The sequence below is a fragment of the Escherichia sp. R1 genome (genome assembly GCF_003000935.1).
In the GTDB taxonomy this organism is placed as follows: domain Bacteria; phylum Pseudomonadota; class Gammaproteobacteria; order Enterobacterales; family Enterobacteriaceae; genus Escherichia; species Escherichia coli.
The window spans coordinates 19736-37388 of record NZ_PSRU01000024.1 but is presented as its reverse complement, the minus strand read 5'-3'; the positions used below and the strand labels follow the sequence as shown (position 1 = coordinate 37388).

The 17653-nt window shown below is 43.0% G+C and carries 19 protein-coding genes and 1 pseudogene; 3 read left to right on the top strand and 17 right to left on the bottom strand.

Going from position 1 to position 17653, the window contains the following annotated elements:
- The first annotated feature begins 24 nt into the window (after nucleotides 1-24).
- Nucleotides 25-741 carry a Rha family transcriptional regulator gene (locus C4F37_RS27980; RefSeq protein ID WP_261630863.1) on the top strand — a complete coding sequence of 239 codons (717 nt, stop codon included), beginning with the start codon at nucleotides 25-27 and terminating at the stop codon, nucleotides 739-741.
- Nucleotides 742-775: 34 nt separating this feature from the next.
- Here the strand turns inward: C4F37_RS27980 and C4F37_RS23480 are convergent, their stop codons facing one another.
- The 8 genes from C4F37_RS23480 to repA all read right to left on the bottom strand — a co-directional run bounded on the left by C4F37_RS23480 (nucleotide 776) and on the right by repA (nucleotide 6015).
- Nucleotides 776-1411 carry a hypothetical protein gene (locus C4F37_RS23480; protein WP_032154031.1) on the bottom strand — a complete coding sequence of 212 codons (636 nt, stop codon included), beginning with the start codon at nucleotides 1409-1411 and terminating at the stop codon, nucleotides 776-778.
- Between the two features lie 656 nt (nucleotides 1412-2067).
- Nucleotides 2068-2319 carry a helix-turn-helix domain-containing protein gene (locus tag C4F37_RS23475; protein WP_032154030.1) on the bottom strand — a complete coding sequence of 84 codons (252 nt, stop codon included), beginning with the start codon at nucleotides 2317-2319 and terminating at the stop codon, nucleotides 2068-2070.
- Between the two features lie 65 nt (nucleotides 2320-2384).
- A complete protein-coding gene (locus tag C4F37_RS23470) occupies nucleotides 2385-2765 on the bottom strand; it encodes a hypothetical protein (protein WP_032154029.1) in 381 nt (126 codons plus the stop codon).
- A 163-nt stretch (nucleotides 2766-2928) separates the two neighbouring features.
- Complete coding sequence (locus tag C4F37_RS23465; protein WP_001259436.1) at nucleotides 2929-3228, bottom strand: helix-turn-helix domain-containing protein; 300 nt, start codon at nucleotides 3226-3228, stop codon at nucleotides 2929-2931.
- Nucleotides 3228-3575, bottom strand: coding sequence for a type II toxin-antitoxin system RelE/ParE family toxin (locus tag C4F37_RS23460; RefSeq protein WP_025667955.1), 348 nt, complete (start codon nucleotides 3573-3575; stop codon nucleotides 3228-3230). Before C4F37_RS23460 ends, C4F37_RS23465 begins: the two co-directional genes overlap by 1 nt.
- Before the next feature lie 244 nt (nucleotides 3576-3819).
- Entirely contained in the window at nucleotides 3820-4083 is a 264-nt protein-coding gene (locus tag C4F37_RS23455) for a hypothetical protein (protein WP_000424604.1), read from the bottom strand.
- 23 nt (nucleotides 4084-4106) lie between these two features.
- Nucleotides 4107-4394: a hypothetical protein gene (locus C4F37_RS23450; RefSeq protein ID WP_000356589.1), complete on the bottom strand. Its 288-nt coding sequence runs from the start codon at nucleotides 4392-4394 to the stop codon at nucleotides 4107-4109.
- A 643-nt stretch (nucleotides 4395-5037) separates the two neighbouring features.
- Nucleotides 5038-6015 carry a plasmid replication initiator RepA gene (gene repA / locus C4F37_RS23445; protein WP_001420765.1) on the bottom strand — a complete coding sequence of 326 codons (978 nt, stop codon included), beginning with the start codon at nucleotides 6013-6015 and terminating at the stop codon, nucleotides 5038-5040.
- Between the two features lie 211 nt (nucleotides 6016-6226).
- Here repA and C4F37_RS27975 point away from each other — a divergent pair.
- Together C4F37_RS27975 and C4F37_RS23440 are read left to right on the top strand one after the other, a co-directional pair.
- Nucleotides 6227-6319: pseudogene (locus C4F37_RS27975) on the top strand (hypothetical protein); the annotation flags it as partial.
- 180 nt (nucleotides 6320-6499) lie between these two features.
- Complete coding sequence (locus C4F37_RS23440) at nucleotides 6500-7045, top strand: transferase (protein ID WP_001704996.1); 546 nt, start codon at nucleotides 6500-6502, stop codon at nucleotides 7043-7045.
- On the opposite strand, the gene C4F37_RS23435 is transcribed toward C4F37_RS23440, so the two are convergent.
- From C4F37_RS23435 to C4F37_RS23390, 9 genes are all read right to left on the bottom strand, one after another.
- Nucleotides 7009-7626 carry a tail fiber assembly protein gene (locus C4F37_RS23435; protein WP_001523080.1) on the bottom strand — a complete coding sequence of 206 codons (618 nt, stop codon included), beginning with the start codon at nucleotides 7624-7626 and terminating at the stop codon, nucleotides 7009-7011. The genes C4F37_RS23440 and C4F37_RS23435 overlap by 37 nt on opposite strands.
- Nucleotides 7626-10472: a phage tail protein gene (locus tag C4F37_RS23430; protein ID WP_032154028.1), complete on the bottom strand. Its 2847-nt coding sequence runs from the start codon at nucleotides 10470-10472 to the stop codon at nucleotides 7626-7628. Before C4F37_RS23430 ends, C4F37_RS23435 begins: the two co-directional genes overlap by 1 nt.
- A gap of 30 nt (nucleotides 10473-10502) precedes the next feature.
- The gene (locus tag C4F37_RS23425; RefSeq protein WP_023908964.1) at nucleotides 10503-11084 is read right to left on the bottom strand and encodes a phage tail protein I; all 582 of its coding nucleotides are present in this window, start codon (nucleotides 11082-11084) and stop codon (nucleotides 10503-10505) included.
- Nucleotides 11077-12201: a baseplate assembly protein gene (locus C4F37_RS23420; protein WP_001705026.1), complete on the bottom strand. Its 1125-nt coding sequence runs from the start codon at nucleotides 12199-12201 to the stop codon at nucleotides 11077-11079. The genes C4F37_RS23425 and C4F37_RS23420 overlap by 8 nt, the downstream gene beginning before the upstream one ends.
- Nucleotides 12198-12518 carry a hypothetical protein gene (locus C4F37_RS23415; RefSeq protein WP_001523074.1) on the bottom strand — a complete coding sequence of 107 codons (321 nt, stop codon included), beginning with the start codon at nucleotides 12516-12518 and terminating at the stop codon, nucleotides 12198-12200. Before C4F37_RS23415 ends, C4F37_RS23420 begins: the two co-directional genes overlap by 4 nt.
- On the bottom strand, nucleotides 12515-12982 hold the full coding sequence (locus C4F37_RS23410; protein WP_000635200.1) for a phage tail protein: 468 nt from the start codon (nucleotides 12980-12982) through the stop codon (nucleotides 12515-12517). The genes C4F37_RS23415 and C4F37_RS23410 overlap by 4 nt, the downstream gene beginning before the upstream one ends.
- A complete protein-coding gene (locus C4F37_RS23405; protein ID WP_001523073.1) occupies nucleotides 12979-13599 on the bottom strand; it encodes a phage baseplate assembly protein V in 621 nt (206 codons plus the stop codon). The genes C4F37_RS23410 and C4F37_RS23405 overlap by 4 nt, the downstream gene beginning before the upstream one ends.
- A 2-nt stretch (nucleotides 13600-13601) precedes the next feature.
- Entirely contained in the window at nucleotides 13602-14603 is a 1002-nt protein-coding gene (locus C4F37_RS23400) for a phage late control D family protein (protein WP_001705025.1), read from the bottom strand.
- A 200-nt stretch (nucleotides 14604-14803) separates the two neighbouring features.
- Nucleotides 14804-17596 (bottom strand): phage tail tape measure protein, encoded by a 2793-nt coding sequence (locus C4F37_RS23390; RefSeq protein WP_001523070.1) that lies wholly within the window; start codon nucleotides 17594-17596, stop codon nucleotides 14804-14806.
- Nucleotides 17597-17653: the final 57 nt, after the last annotated feature.

The following is a 17653-nucleotide window of genomic DNA, read 5'->3' as shown; positions in this document are numbered from 1 at the left end:
GTCGATACGCTCAACGCCAAACCGATGTTTTACATTAAGGTGTGCAATAACGAGCCACTCACAACCTCAGCCGATGTTGCCCAAGCATTCAGCACCACAAACAATTCCATCGTTATGGCCATCGATGCGTTACGCATTCCTCGCACAGCTGCGGCGCGTCATTTCTTTAAAGAGCAACGACCGTTGGAAGGAAGCGACCGCGAAATAACAATCTATCGCATGACAAAAGACGGATTTACCTTGCTCATGGAGAGTATCGACGGTCCAGGCGTGAAAGATATCAAGCTGGCCTACATTGAAGCCTTTAACGCTATCAGCAGCGTGTTAAAAACACAGTACGAGCGTGATCTGGCTAAACGACTGTACCAGGAAAAAACGATTATCCGCGCGGCAACAGAGCATAATCGGCTATTAACGGAACCGAACTACAGGAAGGAACTAATAAAGGAGTTTGACAAGGCAACAGGGAAAACCAAAGCGGCGCTAAATCTGCCAGCAATGACTCAGGAAAATGTGATATCAGCCTTACTTCTTGATCTGCTCAGAAACGCCAGAGCACTTATCAGCTTTGACGAAAATCTGAACCCTCAGCTCAAACTACTACCACCGACAGGCAAAGTAGTCGACCAAGCTGATCACAACAGCATACTCAGCGTACTGGATGCAAACCTGCCAGCCAGGACACTACAGGAACTGATAAAAATATCTGCGGATAAACTGGCCGCAGGTGCAAAACCATAAAACAAAGCGCCCGATTTGGGCGCTTCTTCAATTCTTAATATTTCGGTGTAATCAGTAGCGATACATGCCCTGATTTGTCACGAGAAACGTAATACTCGCCTCTCTTAGTCTTGAACTCAGCTTTCTGCATATCAGATTTAACAATCTGCTCTAACTGCGCAATCACGGTGTCTCTTTCACTTGACGCATCCAAGACTTCAACTGCTACGGCCATAGAAAGCAAGGAATCAGAGTTAGGCTTGGATACTCGCCATAATAACTCAGAAATCTTTCCATCCTTATCAACTCTAGCCCGACCGTTAACAGATGAGTTGATGGCAAATTCAACGGTGTTGTTACCTTGTTTAACAGACTTAATTCTTATAGTGGAGGTGGCTTTTCCTGATGTAGCGATGCCTTCAAGGTCATCATTATATAACTGCTTAAACTTATCTACGGTCACACCATCAAAAGCAGCTCCGGTGGTAGCCGTAGTGCTGGAGTCTTCTGGGATCAAGGTCACAGCCGCAAGAGTATTAACAACTACAAAAGTAGCAATCCCGAGAAAGCCACTCACTAAAACAGCTTTGAACCTACTACCAGAAGACGAGGCACATTGTTTCCGATATGCGCCACGAACTACGAAGAAACACAAAATCAGGCTAATAATAAACGCCACCAGCATCCCCATAGAAATCTCCTTTTAGATATAAGGGTAAAGCAATATCGTATTAGATCTTCCTTTAGACACAACCCCCCCTCCCCCCATACAGGGTGCCCTTTACCGGAGTTCCGGCCCCTTCTCAAAAGCATCAAAAAAAGCTCGAGATCGAGTACCGGAACTCATGCCACCAGATAGCTCCACATCGTTTCCAATGCTTCGCCGCCGTGTGCGCCCTGTGGCCCACAATCATGCCATTGGTCGTCTGATATACCTTCTTCTGCTCATAGAGCACAGGCGAGTTGTCGCACTCCTGCCTTTCTCAGACTCGACTTAGTTTAGATCGCTGTTCCTGGCTTGCGTCAGCACACTTTCCCCTTGTACGCATACCCGCGCGCCACTTCGCCCAAAAACACCGAACCCAACGAAGTGGCAAAGACAACGACGCGAGCGTGAGTCTGAAATGGGCACCAGTAAAAAAGGGGTTGCAGGCGCAAAAAGATTTGATTATCTTTAGACGCAAGAAAGCCGCCCCAATCAAGAGGTGTCTTTTTAAATCCAGCCTACCAAGCAAGATTTAAATTTCAGACTGAAAACCGCCCGGCAAGGCGGTTTTTGTCTTTCTGGCGCTTACATTACACCACCATAAAACGATCCGTAAAGGATCATTTGATCCCTTGTTCCAATTATGACGACACTTTAACCTTTTCCCATACAAGGGTTTGCAGCCTTAACAGAATCGCATCTTTATCAAGGTGTGAAAGATCTTTAACCATATCGTCAAACGACAGAACGCGAATGGCCATCTCCATGCCCCTCGGCGGCTCCCCCTTCTCATATCGCTTATATGTAGCCAACGATATCCCAAATTCTTCGGCGGCTCGCTCCTGCGTCCAGTTCATCCCTCGACGCCATAATTTCAATTCATAACCCGTCATAGCATCCTCCGCGCACAATATTAACACTCGCAAAGTGTCAAAATGACACTTTGCGCACATCGTGTTTACTTAACGAGGAATAAAAATGGTTTATTGTTCGGCGGTGTAATCGGGGCTGGCTCGCTTTTGCTCATGCGATCAGTGTACCAGGCCAGCTCCTTGTCAAAGTAAGCCTGATTAAAATAGGCAATGAATGTAGTTTCAAATCCATAACGACCGCTAATACGCAGCATCTGGTTGCCGTTCTCTGTTTCCAGATATACCTGGGCACGTTCCTGATTCTCCTTCAGCCAGGTTAAAGCCTCATCGCACGAGGACACACGATACTCATCATCGTAGCCGTCATCGATGCGGCTTGAAGAAGAACGGCAAATCACGCCAACAGAACCAGCCAGGATAGTTTGAATTTTAAGGAAAGCGTTTTTACGGATTTTAATCATGCTCATCGGGTTATCTCCGGTTTAACCAGGGCGGGTATCGCTCGGTTTCGGGTATAACCATAGGAAATTTTTTCCCACCTGTAAAGCGCTTTTTATATAAATCTATAATTATATAATTCTATGAACACAAAAAAGCCCCTTTGCAACAGGGGCTTATCATTCGTTCTGGTCAGATGTTAAACGCTATTCGTTTTCCTGTGGGAAGCTCAACATCCAGGCTTAATTTGCCTCCCATAGCTTCAACGTAACGCTTTAATGTCGCCAGCTTTAAATCATTTCCGCGCTGCTCCAGCTTTGTTACTGCTGGCTGGCTTATACCCATCGCCTCAGCAACCTGTTTTTGTGATAACTGGAGTTCTTCACGCATCATCTGCAAGCCGACCTCAAGAATCATCTCATCTGCCATTTCTTTAATTCGCGCCTGGCTTTCAGGTGAACGGCTGGCAATCACCTCATCTAATGTTCTCATTACTTGCTCTCCAGTGTGTTCAGATGTGCTGCAAACTCATCCTCAGCTATACGCACCAGTTTTTTATAAAACCGCTTATCGTTACTTTTGTCTCCTGCACAAAGAACGATAGCCCGGCGAATCGGATCGAACGCATAAAAGGCTCTTATCGGACGGCCAGAAAACTGAACGCGAAGCTCTTTCATATTTTTGTACCGAGAACCTTTTACGGTATCGGCATATGGCCTGGGTAACTCAGGTCCGTAAACCTGTAGATTTTTCAAATCAGCCAAAACCTTTTCCTGAAGAGCGTCTTCTTGCTCATTTAGCCAGTCGTCAAATCGCTGGCTAAAAAGTACCGTCCACATGATCGATCCTATAACCTGTAGTTTATATCGCTAACTATATAACCCGTAGGTTATAATTTCAAGAAAAACGGGGCTATTTAACATAATGGACGTTATCGGCACCACCGGATCACCGTTCATTGTCGGATCTAAAAAATCCGCTCAAAAGATCATGTTTTCCTGGGCGTTTTCCACCGTTTTTTATGTTGCTTATTTGTTAATGAAATCTCGTTTTCAGTTTCGCCTCATTTTCGACGCGAAAGCCCTATTTTTGTGACTTTACTCCTGGCATATGGACTTCCCAGCGGCGAATCCCCATAGCTGCGCAAAAATCAGCCACATAATTCAATCCCGCCCATTCGCGGATACCACCACGGGCTTTTTCAATGAAAACGGCAATCCCTTTTTTATTGAGAGCAAAAAGCCGCCAGCTTTTTGTCACTTCGTCCTGGGTAGCCACAACACAAGTGAAAGCTCCCATGCGATACAGGTCCAAGAACTCTTTGCGTGTTTTGCGTACAAGTTCCATAACAAACCTCATATTTGCATGTTTCAAACATCTGTTTTGTTATCAATGAAGATTAACCCTAACCCAGCGAAGTAACACAGCAGCGCCCAGGCTGCATACGGAATGCTGGATCTGGATGTGGACTCCTTTAACATCTGCCAGTTGCGAACATTGCGACTATCTTTTAAGCCTAGTTTTTTGGCCAACTGCGAGCCACTCATTCCGGTCAGGCCAATGACTGCCCGAACTTCTCCACATGTAGGAGATTCCCATTCATCCGCTTTTTTTAAACAAGCCGGATTCAACATTTTTAAAACAGTATCTTTATCCATAACCATCTCCATTTATTATATCTACGATGGTAGGAAATCTTTTCCTATGTGGCAATAAAAATTTACTACATTGCGTATAAGACAAGTTTTCTATGTCTAATAGGAAATGATGTTTCTTACGTTTTATCGCGTTCTGATGGCTACAGTATGCGTATTTATCGACGTTTATTGATAAGGCTTGCCCCTTCTTCCTGCAAAGCCCGGCCGTAGGCCTTATTTCGGGCTTATATAAATTGATTTTGTATAGTTCGAAACGCGCCGTTTCGAAAAGGATGATCAGGCTGCTCCATGCCTCCGGCAAGTGCCGGAGGAGGTATATTTGAGCGTAGCGACTCGAACCGGCGCGAGCTTTAGCTCGCTGCAAGGGCGAACATATTCACAGGCAAAGCCTGCGTAAGTTAAATAAAGAAAGTTTTAATAAAAGAAAGTGATTTTGCATTTATTTGTTTAGTGCATCTATTATAAAAAACCATTTGCACATACATATCAAAACTGTGGATAATTTTATTAGCCGATGCCTGTAAAGGCGATATTTTTGCTGTGTTCAGGTTTAGAGAAAATTAATTTAGATTGTTTTTTGAACAGATATTTTATTGCGACGTCGATAATCCTCCGGTAAAACCGGATTCATCATTCAGGTGGGTTAATGTTGGAGTGATTTCCAGGTCTTTCTTAACCTGTTATAACGCTGCTCAACGAGGGATCGTAAATATGCAAGGTCAGCTCCAGGATACATGCCATCAGCAAATTCCTGGCTAACCTCTCTAGTGATTTGATGACGAAGTTCGGCCTCTCCCTTTTCCCGAACAAGACGCGCAGCTCTCTCCGCTGCTTTCTGTTTTGCCTTTATCTCTCTGGCCGTCTTCCTCTGACGCCATACATTCTCCATCTGCTCCTGAATAACAATACGCTTATAATCAGCCTCCGTTATCGCTTTTTTAAGCCGTTCGCTATTCTTCGCATTGAAGTAATTAAGTTTCTGGCTAACCGCACGTCTCCATGCTTGTTCAGTAATACCAACGGTTTCCAGCAGTTGATCACGAATCTCTATTTTCGCTGGCCAATACTGTTTATTCACCCGATCCCAGCGACGTTCATAATCAATAAACCCTAACGCTTTCAGTTGCGACAACGCCCTTGTACAGCGCGTTATAGACTTGTTCCCAGCTTCGGATACGGTAGACAGGCCGCAAAAATCAGCCAACGCCTCAGCACTAGCCAGAACCCGCTTAGAAATGATGTTTACATGGTGCAAAATCGCAGCGATCACAGCATTAATCGCCCGACGACGATGCTCGTTTATCCGGCGCTTCCGCTCTGACGGTTGATTAACGTAGAACGCAACCTCACACGTAAGATCACGCCCATTAATGCGCTGTAAAGCATCAGATAACACCAGCGGCAGCTTGTGCGTATGGTGCTTTGGAGGCTGGAACTCCGGCGACAAATTACAAACGTAAGCTGAACGTAGAGACGGCATTGGTCTATCCATATGTTCGCTCTTGCGTCCACGGAAAACCAACGTATAATGGGAGTTGTCGAGGCGCCCATGGTTAGTTGTTGGTTTTCCGTGGATGTCGCAAGAAGCCCGCAGATTTATCTGCGGGCTTTTTGTTTCCATATCTGGTCACTTTCCAACCAGACACCCACAATCATAACCACGTTACGTGGTTTTAAGAGAACTCTACCACAACACTTTCGGTCATGCACGAAGTCTCTCACTGATCGAACGATAATCCACCAGTAAAAGGATCTAAATTGGATCTCGTTTTGCGAGCATCATACTACTGGCCTAACTCCAGTCAATGATTCCCAGCCAGAAACCTGCGGTAAACTCATCGTTCAGCAATATGCTGTCCGGCTTCAAAGATAAGGTGACATCATCCCTTAACAGCGCGGCCAGTTCAGTTAAAGGGCTGTTCTGATTTAATGCTGGCCACTCATACCTGGTAATAAGTGGTCAGTCTTAACACTCACCATTTGATTGCACCCGTGTTGACGATTTGTTACTGGATATCAGACACGCTGGATAGCCAGTAGAAACATACCATTAAAATTATTACAATAATTGGTCACATGATTATCTTATGCTGAATAATAAAGATATGAATATTAATGAACTTAAAGACTGTATTCACTATGAAGTAATCGGTAGCGAGCGTCCTTTCTCCTGGCGAAAGGCAATTGTTCGCGCAATAAAACATAGAAGGGTTCGTTATTTATTTTGGTGGCGCATAGCCAAATACCTTTTTGATAAAGGCGGATACTGTCGGAAGATTGCGGGAAAAATAGAACGTTTCATTCTTGATAAATATAATGTAACAGTCCCTTTAACTGTAAATATAGGGAAAGGCTTTGATATTTCTTATCTCAACAGTGTTGTTATCGGTCACAAAGTAACAATCGGTGAAAATTGTTCAATTAAGCCCGGAGTAACTATTGGACTTCGCGGGGAATTTAATGATATGGATATTGTTATAGGGCATAATGTGACCATTGGTTGTAATGCCACCATTCTTGGTGGCAAAGTGCGTATAGGAAACAATGTCACAATAGGTGCTCATGCATTGGTATTGCATGATATTCCTGATGATTCAACATTCATCACTAAATTTCAGTCTGAAGTTATCTGCTCGTCCTCCCGAACATAACCCTGATTCATCAGCTCTGGCCATACGATATCCGGAGCTGTACTGGTGTCAATTCTACTCACTAATACTCTGTATTTTCTCCAGGAATCCAGTTGTGAATTTTCCTCGTTTGTTGCTATTTCAAGATTAACTGCATCCTGCAGAATTGCGATGTTATCTGTTGCTTCCTGGATCAACCTTGCCTTTTTCTCTTCCGCTTCCCGTATCCGAAACAGTTTTTCTGCTTCCTCATCATTCACCCAGGATACGCCGTCCCACTTCTGATACTCCCCTGCTGGCGACAACCAGGTGACATTCTCTGGTAGCGGTCCGAGTTCAGAAATAAACAATGCGTCCCCCGACGCCACGTCATAGACCGTTTTACCACGATGGTCTTCAACAATATTCCACGATTCATTTTCACTGTTAAAAACTGCCACAAAGCCAGCAGGAATTTCCGGTGGGGCGATATCTGTAGAATTAGCTGGCAGCCCTGTATGAGGTGGAATATATGCGTCACCTTCACCAATAAACTCATTAGTTCCGGCCAGCAGGTTATAAATTTTTACGGTACGTGATTGTTCACTCATTCTGAATGCCATTATGCAAGCCTCACAATATAATTAAATGCGATGTTTTTAACGGTGTTTTCCGCGTTACCAGCAGCGTTAACGGTGATGGTGTGTCCATGTGAACCAATCTTAACAGAGTGCGTATGAGCGCCAATACCAACAGTGTGTGCATGTGCCCCAGCACTTGTAGCGGTACCTGATACTGAGTGGGTATGTGCGCCAGAAGAAGGCACAGTTCCATTCCCCACCACCGTGCCACTTGATGAACCATCCAGCCAGTCGAAATTCATACCGCCACTGTTTGGTCTCCTTAATGGAACGGTATGAGTATGTGCGCCAGCACTATTTGCAGTACCAGATACATTGTGGGTATGTGCACCTGTGTTATTCGTTGATTTAGTACCGTAATCAAACGACGATGTGGTTTTCGTACCCAAATCCGTACTGGATGCGCTGGCACTGTGGGTGTGCGATTTAATGCCATCCTGTTCCTGAGACAATACGGCCCGACCACTGGCGGGTTTGCCCTTGATTGTCCAGCCGCGCATATCTGGAATAACACCAGAAGGATAGGCAATAGCCAGTTTCGGATATGCTGCCTTATCAAACGTCTGCCCCTGCATGATTGCATAACCTGCAGGTGGCGTATCTGATGGCCACGGCAGCGGAACACCTGGCGGAAACGCTTCAATATTTGCCGAGCCGTCAAATTTTACGCCGTTAATTGTCCTTGCCGTTTTCAGCTTTGTTGCTGTAGCAGCATTGCCGGATAGTTCGCCTGAAAGACCACCGCTGAATGTCTGTTTCGCCATCCATGTCTGAGCTTCGTCGATAATTGGCACACGTCTTGTCGTGATCGTGCGGCTTCCCGGATTTCCTGAAATGCGAACCATAAAAAAGCGGTAGTTGGCTTTACTTACAGTGCTGCGCCATACATGCATTGAGCGTCCCGAACCAGAATCATCACTCGGACCGACTGAGATGTTTATCAGGTTGCCATCAATGACGCCCCAGTCCATACCGTTGGGAATATTGGTCATGTTATCAAGCCGAACGGTTATCAGACTGCCCGGCACAAAATCGTAGGTCTGCCAGTCCAGGCTGGTGAGCTTTGCCACAGCACCGCCGATACCCAGATTCAGGGGAAGTGAATACGAGGTGTAGACTTCCCGCCATTCGCTCCATGAGCTGGCGGTAAAGACGCGCTCAAAGGTGCGGCCTTTAAGGGTTGTACCTGTTCCGGCAGTTGTATAACGCTGCCATACATTAACACCATCAAACCGCCTCAACACTTCCAGAATGCCGAGTACAGTCACGCCGTTTCCGTCCAGTACTGGACCGTTGGTCGCTTTACCTGTAACGCTGTAAATACCTGGTGAGGTTACATCATTCAAATCACCTTCGTAATAACGACTCTCTGACTGATGACCGACTCTTAACCACGGTTCCCACTGCGGATTTGATGCATCCCAGCTTGCCGCAAGACAGCGGACATACATATTTCCACGGCGAGTGGTATAACGTTGCGTTCTTCCATAATTTCCGCCTTCGAGGATCTCAAGCATCCCCTGAGCAAAGCCGCCTTCCTCTGGATAATTGCGTTCATATGAAGCTATAGCTGAGCTACTGTTACGCCATAAACCAAGATGCTCGGCGGCTCCAAGCGTATTCAGGTCTATAGTCGTACTCAAAGGGCGGGTAGCAGATTGAGTGTGACGCCATACGCCCCACGGACCATCAGTGCCATTCCACTTATTGGCGAGTTTACGCATGTATACATTGCCGTCTCTCGTGGTAAAGCGTTGCGTACCTGCAAAATGGCCGGCAGCAAAAACCTCAAGCACACCGACAGCATTATCTTCCGGGAAATTTTTCTCCAGTGTTGCGTTGGTGGATGTTGCTTTAGACCAGATACCTGAATAAGCCTTAACAGGACCAAACGTATTCAGATCAGCATCAAGCGGCATTTCGCCATTGTTTTTCATAAACGTCAGGCTGGTAACGCCAACATTGTCCAGAAAAGCTGATTTATCCTGGATATCTGCACCGTTCTGATTTTTCGCCAGACGTGAATTTGCGTTGTCATTTGCTGCCTTGACCGCTTTTGGCGTTGCCGCCTGCGTTTCAGACGTACTGTTAGTGGCACTACTGAGCTGAACTATCCCTTTTTGTGCCGTGGTGGCATTCTGGGCGGTATATTTTCCGTCAGCCAGGTCATATGCAGCCTTAACAGCCTTAGGCGTCGCTGCGAGCTTTTCAGACGTGCTATTGGTGGCATTACTGAGTTGAACAATGCCTTTTGATGTTAAAGTTGCATCAGGATGATTACGTGATTGCTCATGTTTTACAATAGCTTGCTTAAGCCGCTTTGCTGAAACAGCCAGGGAATCATCTGTACCTGCATCAATTTCTTGTTCATTAGCAAATCTTGCTACTCCAACAACAGTTTCGGTTGCGGGAGGGTTAATAAACTCAACATCACCAAATGTAATGTTTTTAGTATCAAGATTTTTAATTGCTATATCACTTGATATTAAAGCAATTGTAGAAGATGCTTTATTTATTATTACTTGTTCTTGCGAGTATACAGCAAACAATGTTCCTTTATTTGTATACAAACCTATTGTATGGACAACATACTCATCTTTACTATCATCCTTCGCAGTTACATGAATGGTATCAGGAGAAACGACTTTGCCTCCTATTGTGGTAAGTCGCTTTATTTCATCTGTTATTTTTGTTTGTGTGGTTGATGTGGCATAATATCTACTACCTAAACCAACAGAAACGATCTCAACTTTATTTGTTCCAGTCTTGTTGGCATTAACCAGCGCCTTACGCCCGGCGTCAGTCATCGTAAATAATAATTTACTCACGCTTAATTCCTTGGATTAACAAATCGCAAATTAGCACTCACCAATTAATCGTACATAAGACACAGGCTGGAAAGCACCGACAATACCAACACCACCTGAAACATTGGTTGCTTGCGAAAATGTAAATAGTGTTCTTGCCGACTTTGCACTCTTGATACTTCTTAACGTATCCTCCAACATCTCTTTCGAAGGAACAGCACCATCAAAAGAGTTAATCGAAGCAACAATTGAGGCTGTATATGGTTCGCCAGGTGGTGATGTTTCAAACCATTCTGTTATGTTTACCTCTCCACCCAAGCTATTTACTACATCTTCAACCGCTGCCCTTGTACCCTTTATTCGCTTTGTTCGTATTATTGATTTAAAAACAGAACGCTTTAACAATACAGGCCAACTATCCCTCCATGTATCAGCATTCCATTGCCAAGCTAAATGATCGAGAACAACTGAGTCCAGGTTATCAACAACGCTATATATTTCTGTCTTATATATTAAATTGTTAATTGCTTGTAGTTCATCATCAATAGCTTTCGACATAGCTATCACGTTGGGATCGCTAGCTAAGTTAGGAGGTAAAACATCCAACAAGCTAACATTAAAGATATCAGCCATCCTCTAACCCCGCATACTGGCAATTTATATTTCTCTCTCTGGCGACCTGTGTCTCTCCAATCACAGTAAAAACAGGACTTGATATTTCTAATCTTTTAGCCCCAGCATTTTTTAAACGTTGAATAATTTCATCTGGATTTATATCTCTTCCCATAACCGAACGTTGCCATTGTTTATACTCATCAATAGCTTTCTCAACCTCACTTTGAATTAAAGTTGTTCTGTTTTTGTCCGATGAGTTAATCCAGTATTTAATTATTATATCGTATTCAATGCTCTCTGGTTTCTTAACAAGAACTTTATCTGTGAATGGTCGAATATTAGTTGCAGAGAGAACGCTATTTATCTGCTCTAATAGTTCATTAGAAGGTATATCTCCGTTCTCTAACAAAGAACGGATTTCTACAATTCCGGGCGATGGTGTATATACATTCACATCTTTTATATTCTGATTGGCTGTTCTTGTCCAATATTTATAAGAATCCTCCGGCCCTGCTGTAGACAGTTTTTCCGGCGACAGTTTTATTCTTTCAGCATAATTATCATCTGACTCCGTATCAGCACCAGAATTAGATGTTGTTACATTCCTTACGCTGGAAACATACGGCAACGGAGTCACCAACTCATTTATTTGCCCTGGTAAAAAGCCATTCCCAGATAAACCAGGTATAACAGCATATCCTGAGACTGTACCAACTGTTTTCCCAGCAGGTATTTCCAACAAAATATCTGTTTGGAAAATAACACCATTTCCAGTTGAAACTTGAGTGCCAGCAGGTATTGTATATATCCCCGATAATTTTGTTGACAGATTAAACTCAAATGTAGTCAAGGCAGATTGAGCTTCCAGCCTAGGCGTATCCGTCAGATAGCCTATATGGTCGAGATATTCACCTTCACCATATGTAAGAAGGTTTTGTTTTGCAGAAAAATCGATAGCTTTTCTTTGCTGTATAATAATCTCACACAATGATAAGATGAATAATCTACGTGGATCAGCAGGTGCTAATGTTTCACCTGTTATACTCTCAAAAGCCCTGATTGAACGAGTTGTTATATCAGTCGGGTTAGAATCTGCGAAAGTAATATCTGGCAAACCACCACGCGGCAACGTCATTCTCTAACTCCTATCACAAGTTTTGGCCTAATAAAACCATCAGAAACGTCCGTTCTTTCAAAAGTAACAGAATGGATAATCGCTCTAGGCTCAAACTCACTAATTTTTTGAATTATTTCTCGTGTTGCTGTAGCAATAAAAATTGGACTAGGGCTATCAACAAGACTTGAATTAATTCCTAATTTTCTGGCATATGGTACAGTGCCAATTTGAGTATTAATAATAGTAGAGACATTTTGCAAAACTTCTTCTACAACTGTTTTGGGCGACCAATCAATCGAGTAAGAAGGTGATGATATGGTAAACGTATTATTCATAATAATTTACCTAACGCACTTCTAGTTTTTGACTCTATATTGCCAGCAATATCAACTAATGCTTCTTTCAGAGAGGTCTGTCCGACTTCCTGTAATTTAATGCCGACGATAATCACTCGTGGATTCCCAGTTGGACCGAAATAAGTCCATGATTCCTCTATATCTGTAATTATAAAATTACCAAAATACTGAATACCAATTACAACAGGATTTACTTCCTGAATTGATTGCATTGTCCTAAGTAATGAAAGCGCAGCCAATGGAACAATGCCAAGTGTTGTATCCAACCGCATATTAAAACTAACTTCATCCAGATCTGGACCTATATCCTCCAGAACAGGTTTAAGCCCAATAACATCATGGCGCGCTACACGACGCTTTGACGTCCTTTTAAAATTGTTGAACGTATTCACCACTATTGATGAGGCAACAAAAGGCATTGTACCAAGCATACCCACAATCATGCCTGAGCCTCCGTTGTCGGAGCGTATTCCCCCTGAGCTGTGTGATGGTGGCCTTTAGATTTAATCCCATCAACATCTATATCACCACCAACAACCTTAACATTCCCAGAAATTGTAGCTGCAACACCTCCAGCAGAAGATCCTTTCATTCCACCTTTGAAGGTTAGTAATCCTTCAACTGTAGCATTTCCGGTAATGATGGTTTCTGGAGCATCAATAGTTACGGTTCCTGTAGCCTTAATGGTTACATCTCCGACAGCATCAACAAGGAGTAAATTAGATTCTCTGTCTATCTCAATACGAGTTCCGTTATTAAATCTAATGACGCGTTTATTAACAGTATTAGATGGCGGCTTCTGTGTTTCATCATAAAAACTACCAAGAATAAAACCTTGTTGCGGCCCCGCGGGATGAAAGATACACAAAACTTGCTCACCAATATCTGGCATCCAGTAATCAGCATTCTTATCTGTATTTTTCACAATAACTGATAACTTTGCCGAAGTGACGTTATCCTGATCATCGAAAGTAACTCTTGCTGTAACATCACCATCATCAATATCAGAAACAACGCCAACTCTTATAGTCTGACGTAATAATGTTTCTAAATCATTCATAATTAATACCCATTAATTACTCTTCGGACATCAATCGAGGTGGTATAACCACTAGTCCCAATTGAATGCACAGCTTTCGATATAAGATATTTTCCAGAAAATGAACCGAATCCCTCCAGATTTATAGTTACACCAGCTACCAATCTGGTGTCTCCAACCAATACTAAAGATCCGGTATTTTGATATCTATTTTTAAGCCGCAAAGCAGCCTTTGCCTTACGTTTTGCTTCATCTAAATTAGCTACCAGTTTTCTTATCTTAAGATTCGACCCTTCTTCTACGGATGGATCTACCCAAGTATACGAAAGCGACTTTCTTTTTTTAGGTACGCGATATTTGCACGTGCAACTTTTATACAAATCTGTAGATTGTGTGCTAAAGCTATATCTGATTATCTCATCAATACCTAACGTAAGCGTAGCGATAGGATCTTTTTGCTCAAACATCTCTTGAGCAAATATTATTAATTGGCTATCAGTGACCTTTAACGACAACCCTTCATCCTGGCAAAGTCGATGGAGAAATTTTAAATCGCTTTCCTCCATTTGATCTTCACGCGCATAATATGGATTACTATCACCATCAATAAGAAACAACAGTTCAAGGTTAGCTAATTTAGCTATAGAAGTTGCTATATCTTTAAGAGTTGTTTTTTCCCATGCATTACTTTTTAAATCACGTCTAATGCCTGATGAAACAGGAACAGAAACAGCAGTTACCTCAACCACAGAAGGTGGTCCAGAGCAAGTTATGCCATCTACCTGGAATTTCCCGCACTCAAGGACGATTTGATTTATAGGCTTAAAGCTCAAATCAATAAAATCACCCTTTTTAGGTGTCCAGTCTCCAGACCATTTCCCATCATCATTTTTTAATATAATAGAAATATCATCGACCTGACCATCTTCATTATCTGTATAAGACATTGACAAAACATCAGGTGACATATGAGCGGTAATATTTACATTCTGATATATAACATCAAAAAGCGTTTTACGTAACACTATTGCGTCTCCACGGAGGAAAATTGTTTACTGATATTGGCATAACCGGAGCATCAGGAACTTTAAGAATAATTCCCGCAGAAAAAAGCACCGTAAAGCGGTGCTCAGTATTAGCATCAATAAGAAGATAAGACAGGTACTCATTACCATACAACTTTAAAGCGATACTATCCCATGAGTCCCCTTGAACCGTTCTATAATCATCCAAAACTTAATCTCCGTTGTTGGAACATATGAGCACTCAATTTCTTCTCAAAATCAGAATATCCCGCATCTAATGCTCTTTTAGCTGCCGCCTCAGTTTCCTTTGGTGAACCAGCCGGAAGATTGATTACAGGTGAATAGGTTATTCCACCAGTCACAGCGTTAACGTTCTGGCGAGGTCCAGAAGTCCCGGCGGCAGATATCCCGTGAGGTGATAAATTTGATTGCCCGAACTTGCTTGCTATTGCATTCTGTAAGCTGTTATTCCTGCTAACACCTGATGCCAGAGTAGTCATTATTGCACCACCTGACTTTGTTAGCTGTGAGAATGGACCTTTTTTCGCGTCAGAGAACGGTAAATACTCACGTACAGAAGAAAAAACGCCTTTCACTTCATTAATTAAAGCATTTGCTTTTGATTTTATCCCAGTGATTAACGTCTCAATTATTTTTGCGCCTGACTCACTCCAGTTTATTCCAGATAAATAAGTCGTTACAGATTGGAATGCTCTTATAAAGAGTCCAACTGGTGAAAAACGCATAAAAACAGATACCAGTGTATCTATGATTTTCTTTCCTGTTTCGCTCCAGTTAATGCCAGAAAGGTAATTTGTTGTAATTTTAAATGCTTTAATTAAGAACGGAAGCGGAGACATCCATTTAAAAGCACTAATTAATGTACTGTAAATTCTTACACCTGCCGAACTCCAGTTTATGTTGGAAAGATAATCCCATGCTTTACCAAACATAGATATAATCCATCCATTGAGGTCAAAGTTTAAGATAAAGTTTTTTATAGCCTCAAATGATTTAACTGTATATTCCTTAACAGAAGGCCAAACTCTGACAGCATAATCTCTGATCTTATCCCAATTCTGATAGAGCAATATTCCTGCGGCAACCAGCGCAGATATAGCCATCTGAATCCACCCGAAGGGTGTTAGCTTTGTCGCTACAGATAAAGCCAGCATAGCTACCCTACACGCTATAACCACACTTTTCATGGTTAGAAACGCACCTGCCGCCATCACTATCTGAGACACAAAATTGGGGTTGTTAGCTACAAATTCACTAATTTTTGTAATCAGCGGAACCAAAACACTAAGCGCGGCATTCAAAGCAGGTTGCAAGGCCTGACCAAAACTTAATGATGCATTGCTAGCCTGAATACGTAATTGTTTCAATCGCTCCGCATTATCTTTCGTTATGTTGGCAAAATCGCGGTCAATAACAGCACTTCCAGCTCCAAGAGATGTTGCTTTGATTCTCTGGTATTCCTTCCAGTTTTGAATCATCGGACGAACAAAGTTCTGAACCTGCATATCGCCAAATAGTTCACCAAGTAACTTCTGATCTCCGTTCTTAGTCATTTTCATGACAGAATGCATTGCAGCTTCGAATGGATTCTTCCCTTTTTTCTGCGCTGTTGTAACAATTTTATATAAATCTACACCGAAATTTTTCTTTGCTTTTTTTAGTGTTTCAGGGGAAAGTATTTTTGCCAAAAAGTTGTTCATATTATTAGCAGCCTCATCCGAAGTTGCAGCCCCCTTGCGAGCTATCTGCAAAGCTGCACCCATCGTCGCGGCTGCTTCTTTACCTCCCATTTTTAATGCCTGGAACTGAGCACCAAGCACAGGAAGATTTTTGGCCATATCTTTAAATTCAAAGTTCCCCTCTTTCCCTGCCTGAACCAGAATCCCCATTGCAGACTTCATTTGAGATGGATCAATCTTCAATGAGTCACTTAATGTAAATGATGCTTTCGAGACATCGAGGATATCAGAGCCAGTAGCTGTAGCTGTTCGCCCAATAGTTAGTAGATTCGCCTGAGCCTCTTTATAATCCTGCCCAGCAGCGACGAGAAAACCCTGAGCGGCCTGAATATCAGATGCAAACTGGTTGGTAGCCGTTCCGGTAACAAGCATCGCCTGCCCCATCGCCTGAACTTCTTCCGGCTTCATATCTGCCGTAAGACCAATCATTTTGTTTTCACGATTGAAATTTGCTGCATTGTTAGCAGCAGCAAATGCACCAGCCGCTACAGCACCAGTTTGTAATCCTGACCTTACAAGTTGACTCTTTGCCTCACCAAGATGCTCTCGCTTCAATTCACGCTGCCTTTCCAACGCGCGGTTTAACTCCTCCTGAGCACGTTTTACTGCAAGAACATTTTTCCGTGCTTCAGCCAACGCATTTTTATAGCTGTTAATTTTATCAATACGTTGTTTTTCTAATGCCCGGTTAAGTTCCTCCTGCTGTTTTTTCACTTGCTGAACATTTGCTCTGGCTAAAGCCAAAGCCGTTCTGTAGCGGTTAACCTGCTCAACGCTACGGGCCTGAGCCTCACGATTACGATCAATGCTGGCTTTAAGCTCTTTCTCTCTTGAGGCCAAAGCTCTGGCAGATGTATCAGCTCCCTGATAGGCAGACTTTAAAGCGGCCAGTTCTTCACGCTGAGAACGTAGTGATGCTCGTAAATTCGATGAATGTGTTTTTGCCTTCTCAAAGTCACGAAGCATCGCTCTGGTTGGATTGGCCGTGTTTTTTATTTGCTTCTGTAACTCTTCAACGCGAGCGGCAGCTTTATGATATTCGAGGGCAGTCTGTCCAACCTTTACTTTTACAGATTGTAGCTTTTGAATTTCCCCATGTTCTTTCGTTAATCCAGCAAGCTCGGCATTTAATTTAGCAACAGCCTGATTAGCTGTAGTAAAACTTTTGGGGAGAGAGGCGGCAACTTTGCCGCCAATTTCAAAAGCCAGCTTAAAGTTCTTATTGCTGGCCATTAGTATTAATCCTCATTAAACACGTCAATCCATGCGACGATTCGCCTCAACCGAAGC

Coding starts and splice junctions, on each gene's coding strand:
- C4F37_RS27980 (WP_261630863.1), top strand. CDS start 25: ATGTTTTACATTAAGGTGTGCAATAACGAGCCACTCACAACCTCAGCC.
- C4F37_RS23480 (WP_032154031.1), bottom strand. CDS start 1,411: ATGGGGATGCTGGTGGCGTTTATTATTAGCCTGATTTTGTGTTTCTTC.
- C4F37_RS23475 (WP_032154030.1), bottom strand. CDS start 2,319: ATGACGGGTTATGAATTGAAATTATGGCGTCGAGGGATGAACTGGACG.
- C4F37_RS23470 (WP_032154029.1), bottom strand. CDS start 2,765: ATGAGCATGATTAAAATCCGTAAAAACGCTTTCCTTAAAATTCAAACT.
- C4F37_RS23465 (WP_001259436.1), bottom strand. CDS start 3,228: ATGAGAACATTAGATGAGGTGATTGCCAGCCGTTCACCTGAAAGCCAG.
- C4F37_RS23460 (WP_025667955.1), bottom strand. CDS start 3,575: ATGTGGACGGTACTTTTTAGCCAGCGATTTGACGACTGGCTAAATGAG.
- C4F37_RS23455 (WP_000424604.1), bottom strand. CDS start 4,083: ATGGAACTTGTACGCAAAACACGCAAAGAGTTCTTGGACCTGTATCGC.
- C4F37_RS23450 (WP_000356589.1), bottom strand. CDS start 4,394: ATGGATAAAGATACTGTTTTAAAAATGTTGAATCCGGCTTGTTTAAAA.
- repA (WP_001420765.1), bottom strand. CDS start 6,015: ATGGAAACAAAAAGCCCGCAGATAAATCTGCGGGCTTCTTGCGACATC.
- C4F37_RS23440 (WP_001704996.1), top strand. CDS start 6,500: ATGAATATTAATGAACTTAAAGACTGTATTCACTATGAAGTAATCGGT.
- C4F37_RS23435 (WP_001523080.1), bottom strand. CDS start 7,626: ATGGCATTCAGAATGAGTGAACAATCACGTACCGTAAAAATTTATAAC.
- C4F37_RS23425 (WP_023908964.1), bottom strand. CDS start 11,084: ATGGCTGATATCTTTAATGTTAGCTTGTTGGATGTTTTACCTCCTAAC.
- C4F37_RS23420 (WP_001705026.1), bottom strand. CDS start 12,201: ATGACGTTGCCGCGTGGTGGTTTGCCAGATATTACTTTCGCAGATTCT.
- C4F37_RS23415 (WP_001523074.1), bottom strand. CDS start 12,518: ATGAATAATACGTTTACCATATCATCACCTTCTTACTCGATTGATTGG.
- C4F37_RS23410 (WP_000635200.1), bottom strand. CDS start 12,982: ATGATTGTGGGTATGCTTGGTACAATGCCTTTTGTTGCCTCATCAATA.
- C4F37_RS23405 (WP_001523073.1), bottom strand. CDS start 13,599: ATGAATGATTTAGAAACATTATTACGTCAGACTATAAGAGTTGGCGTT.
- C4F37_RS23390 (WP_001523070.1), bottom strand. CDS start 17,596: ATGGCCAGCAATAAGAACTTTAAGCTGGCTTTTGAAATTGGCGGCAAA.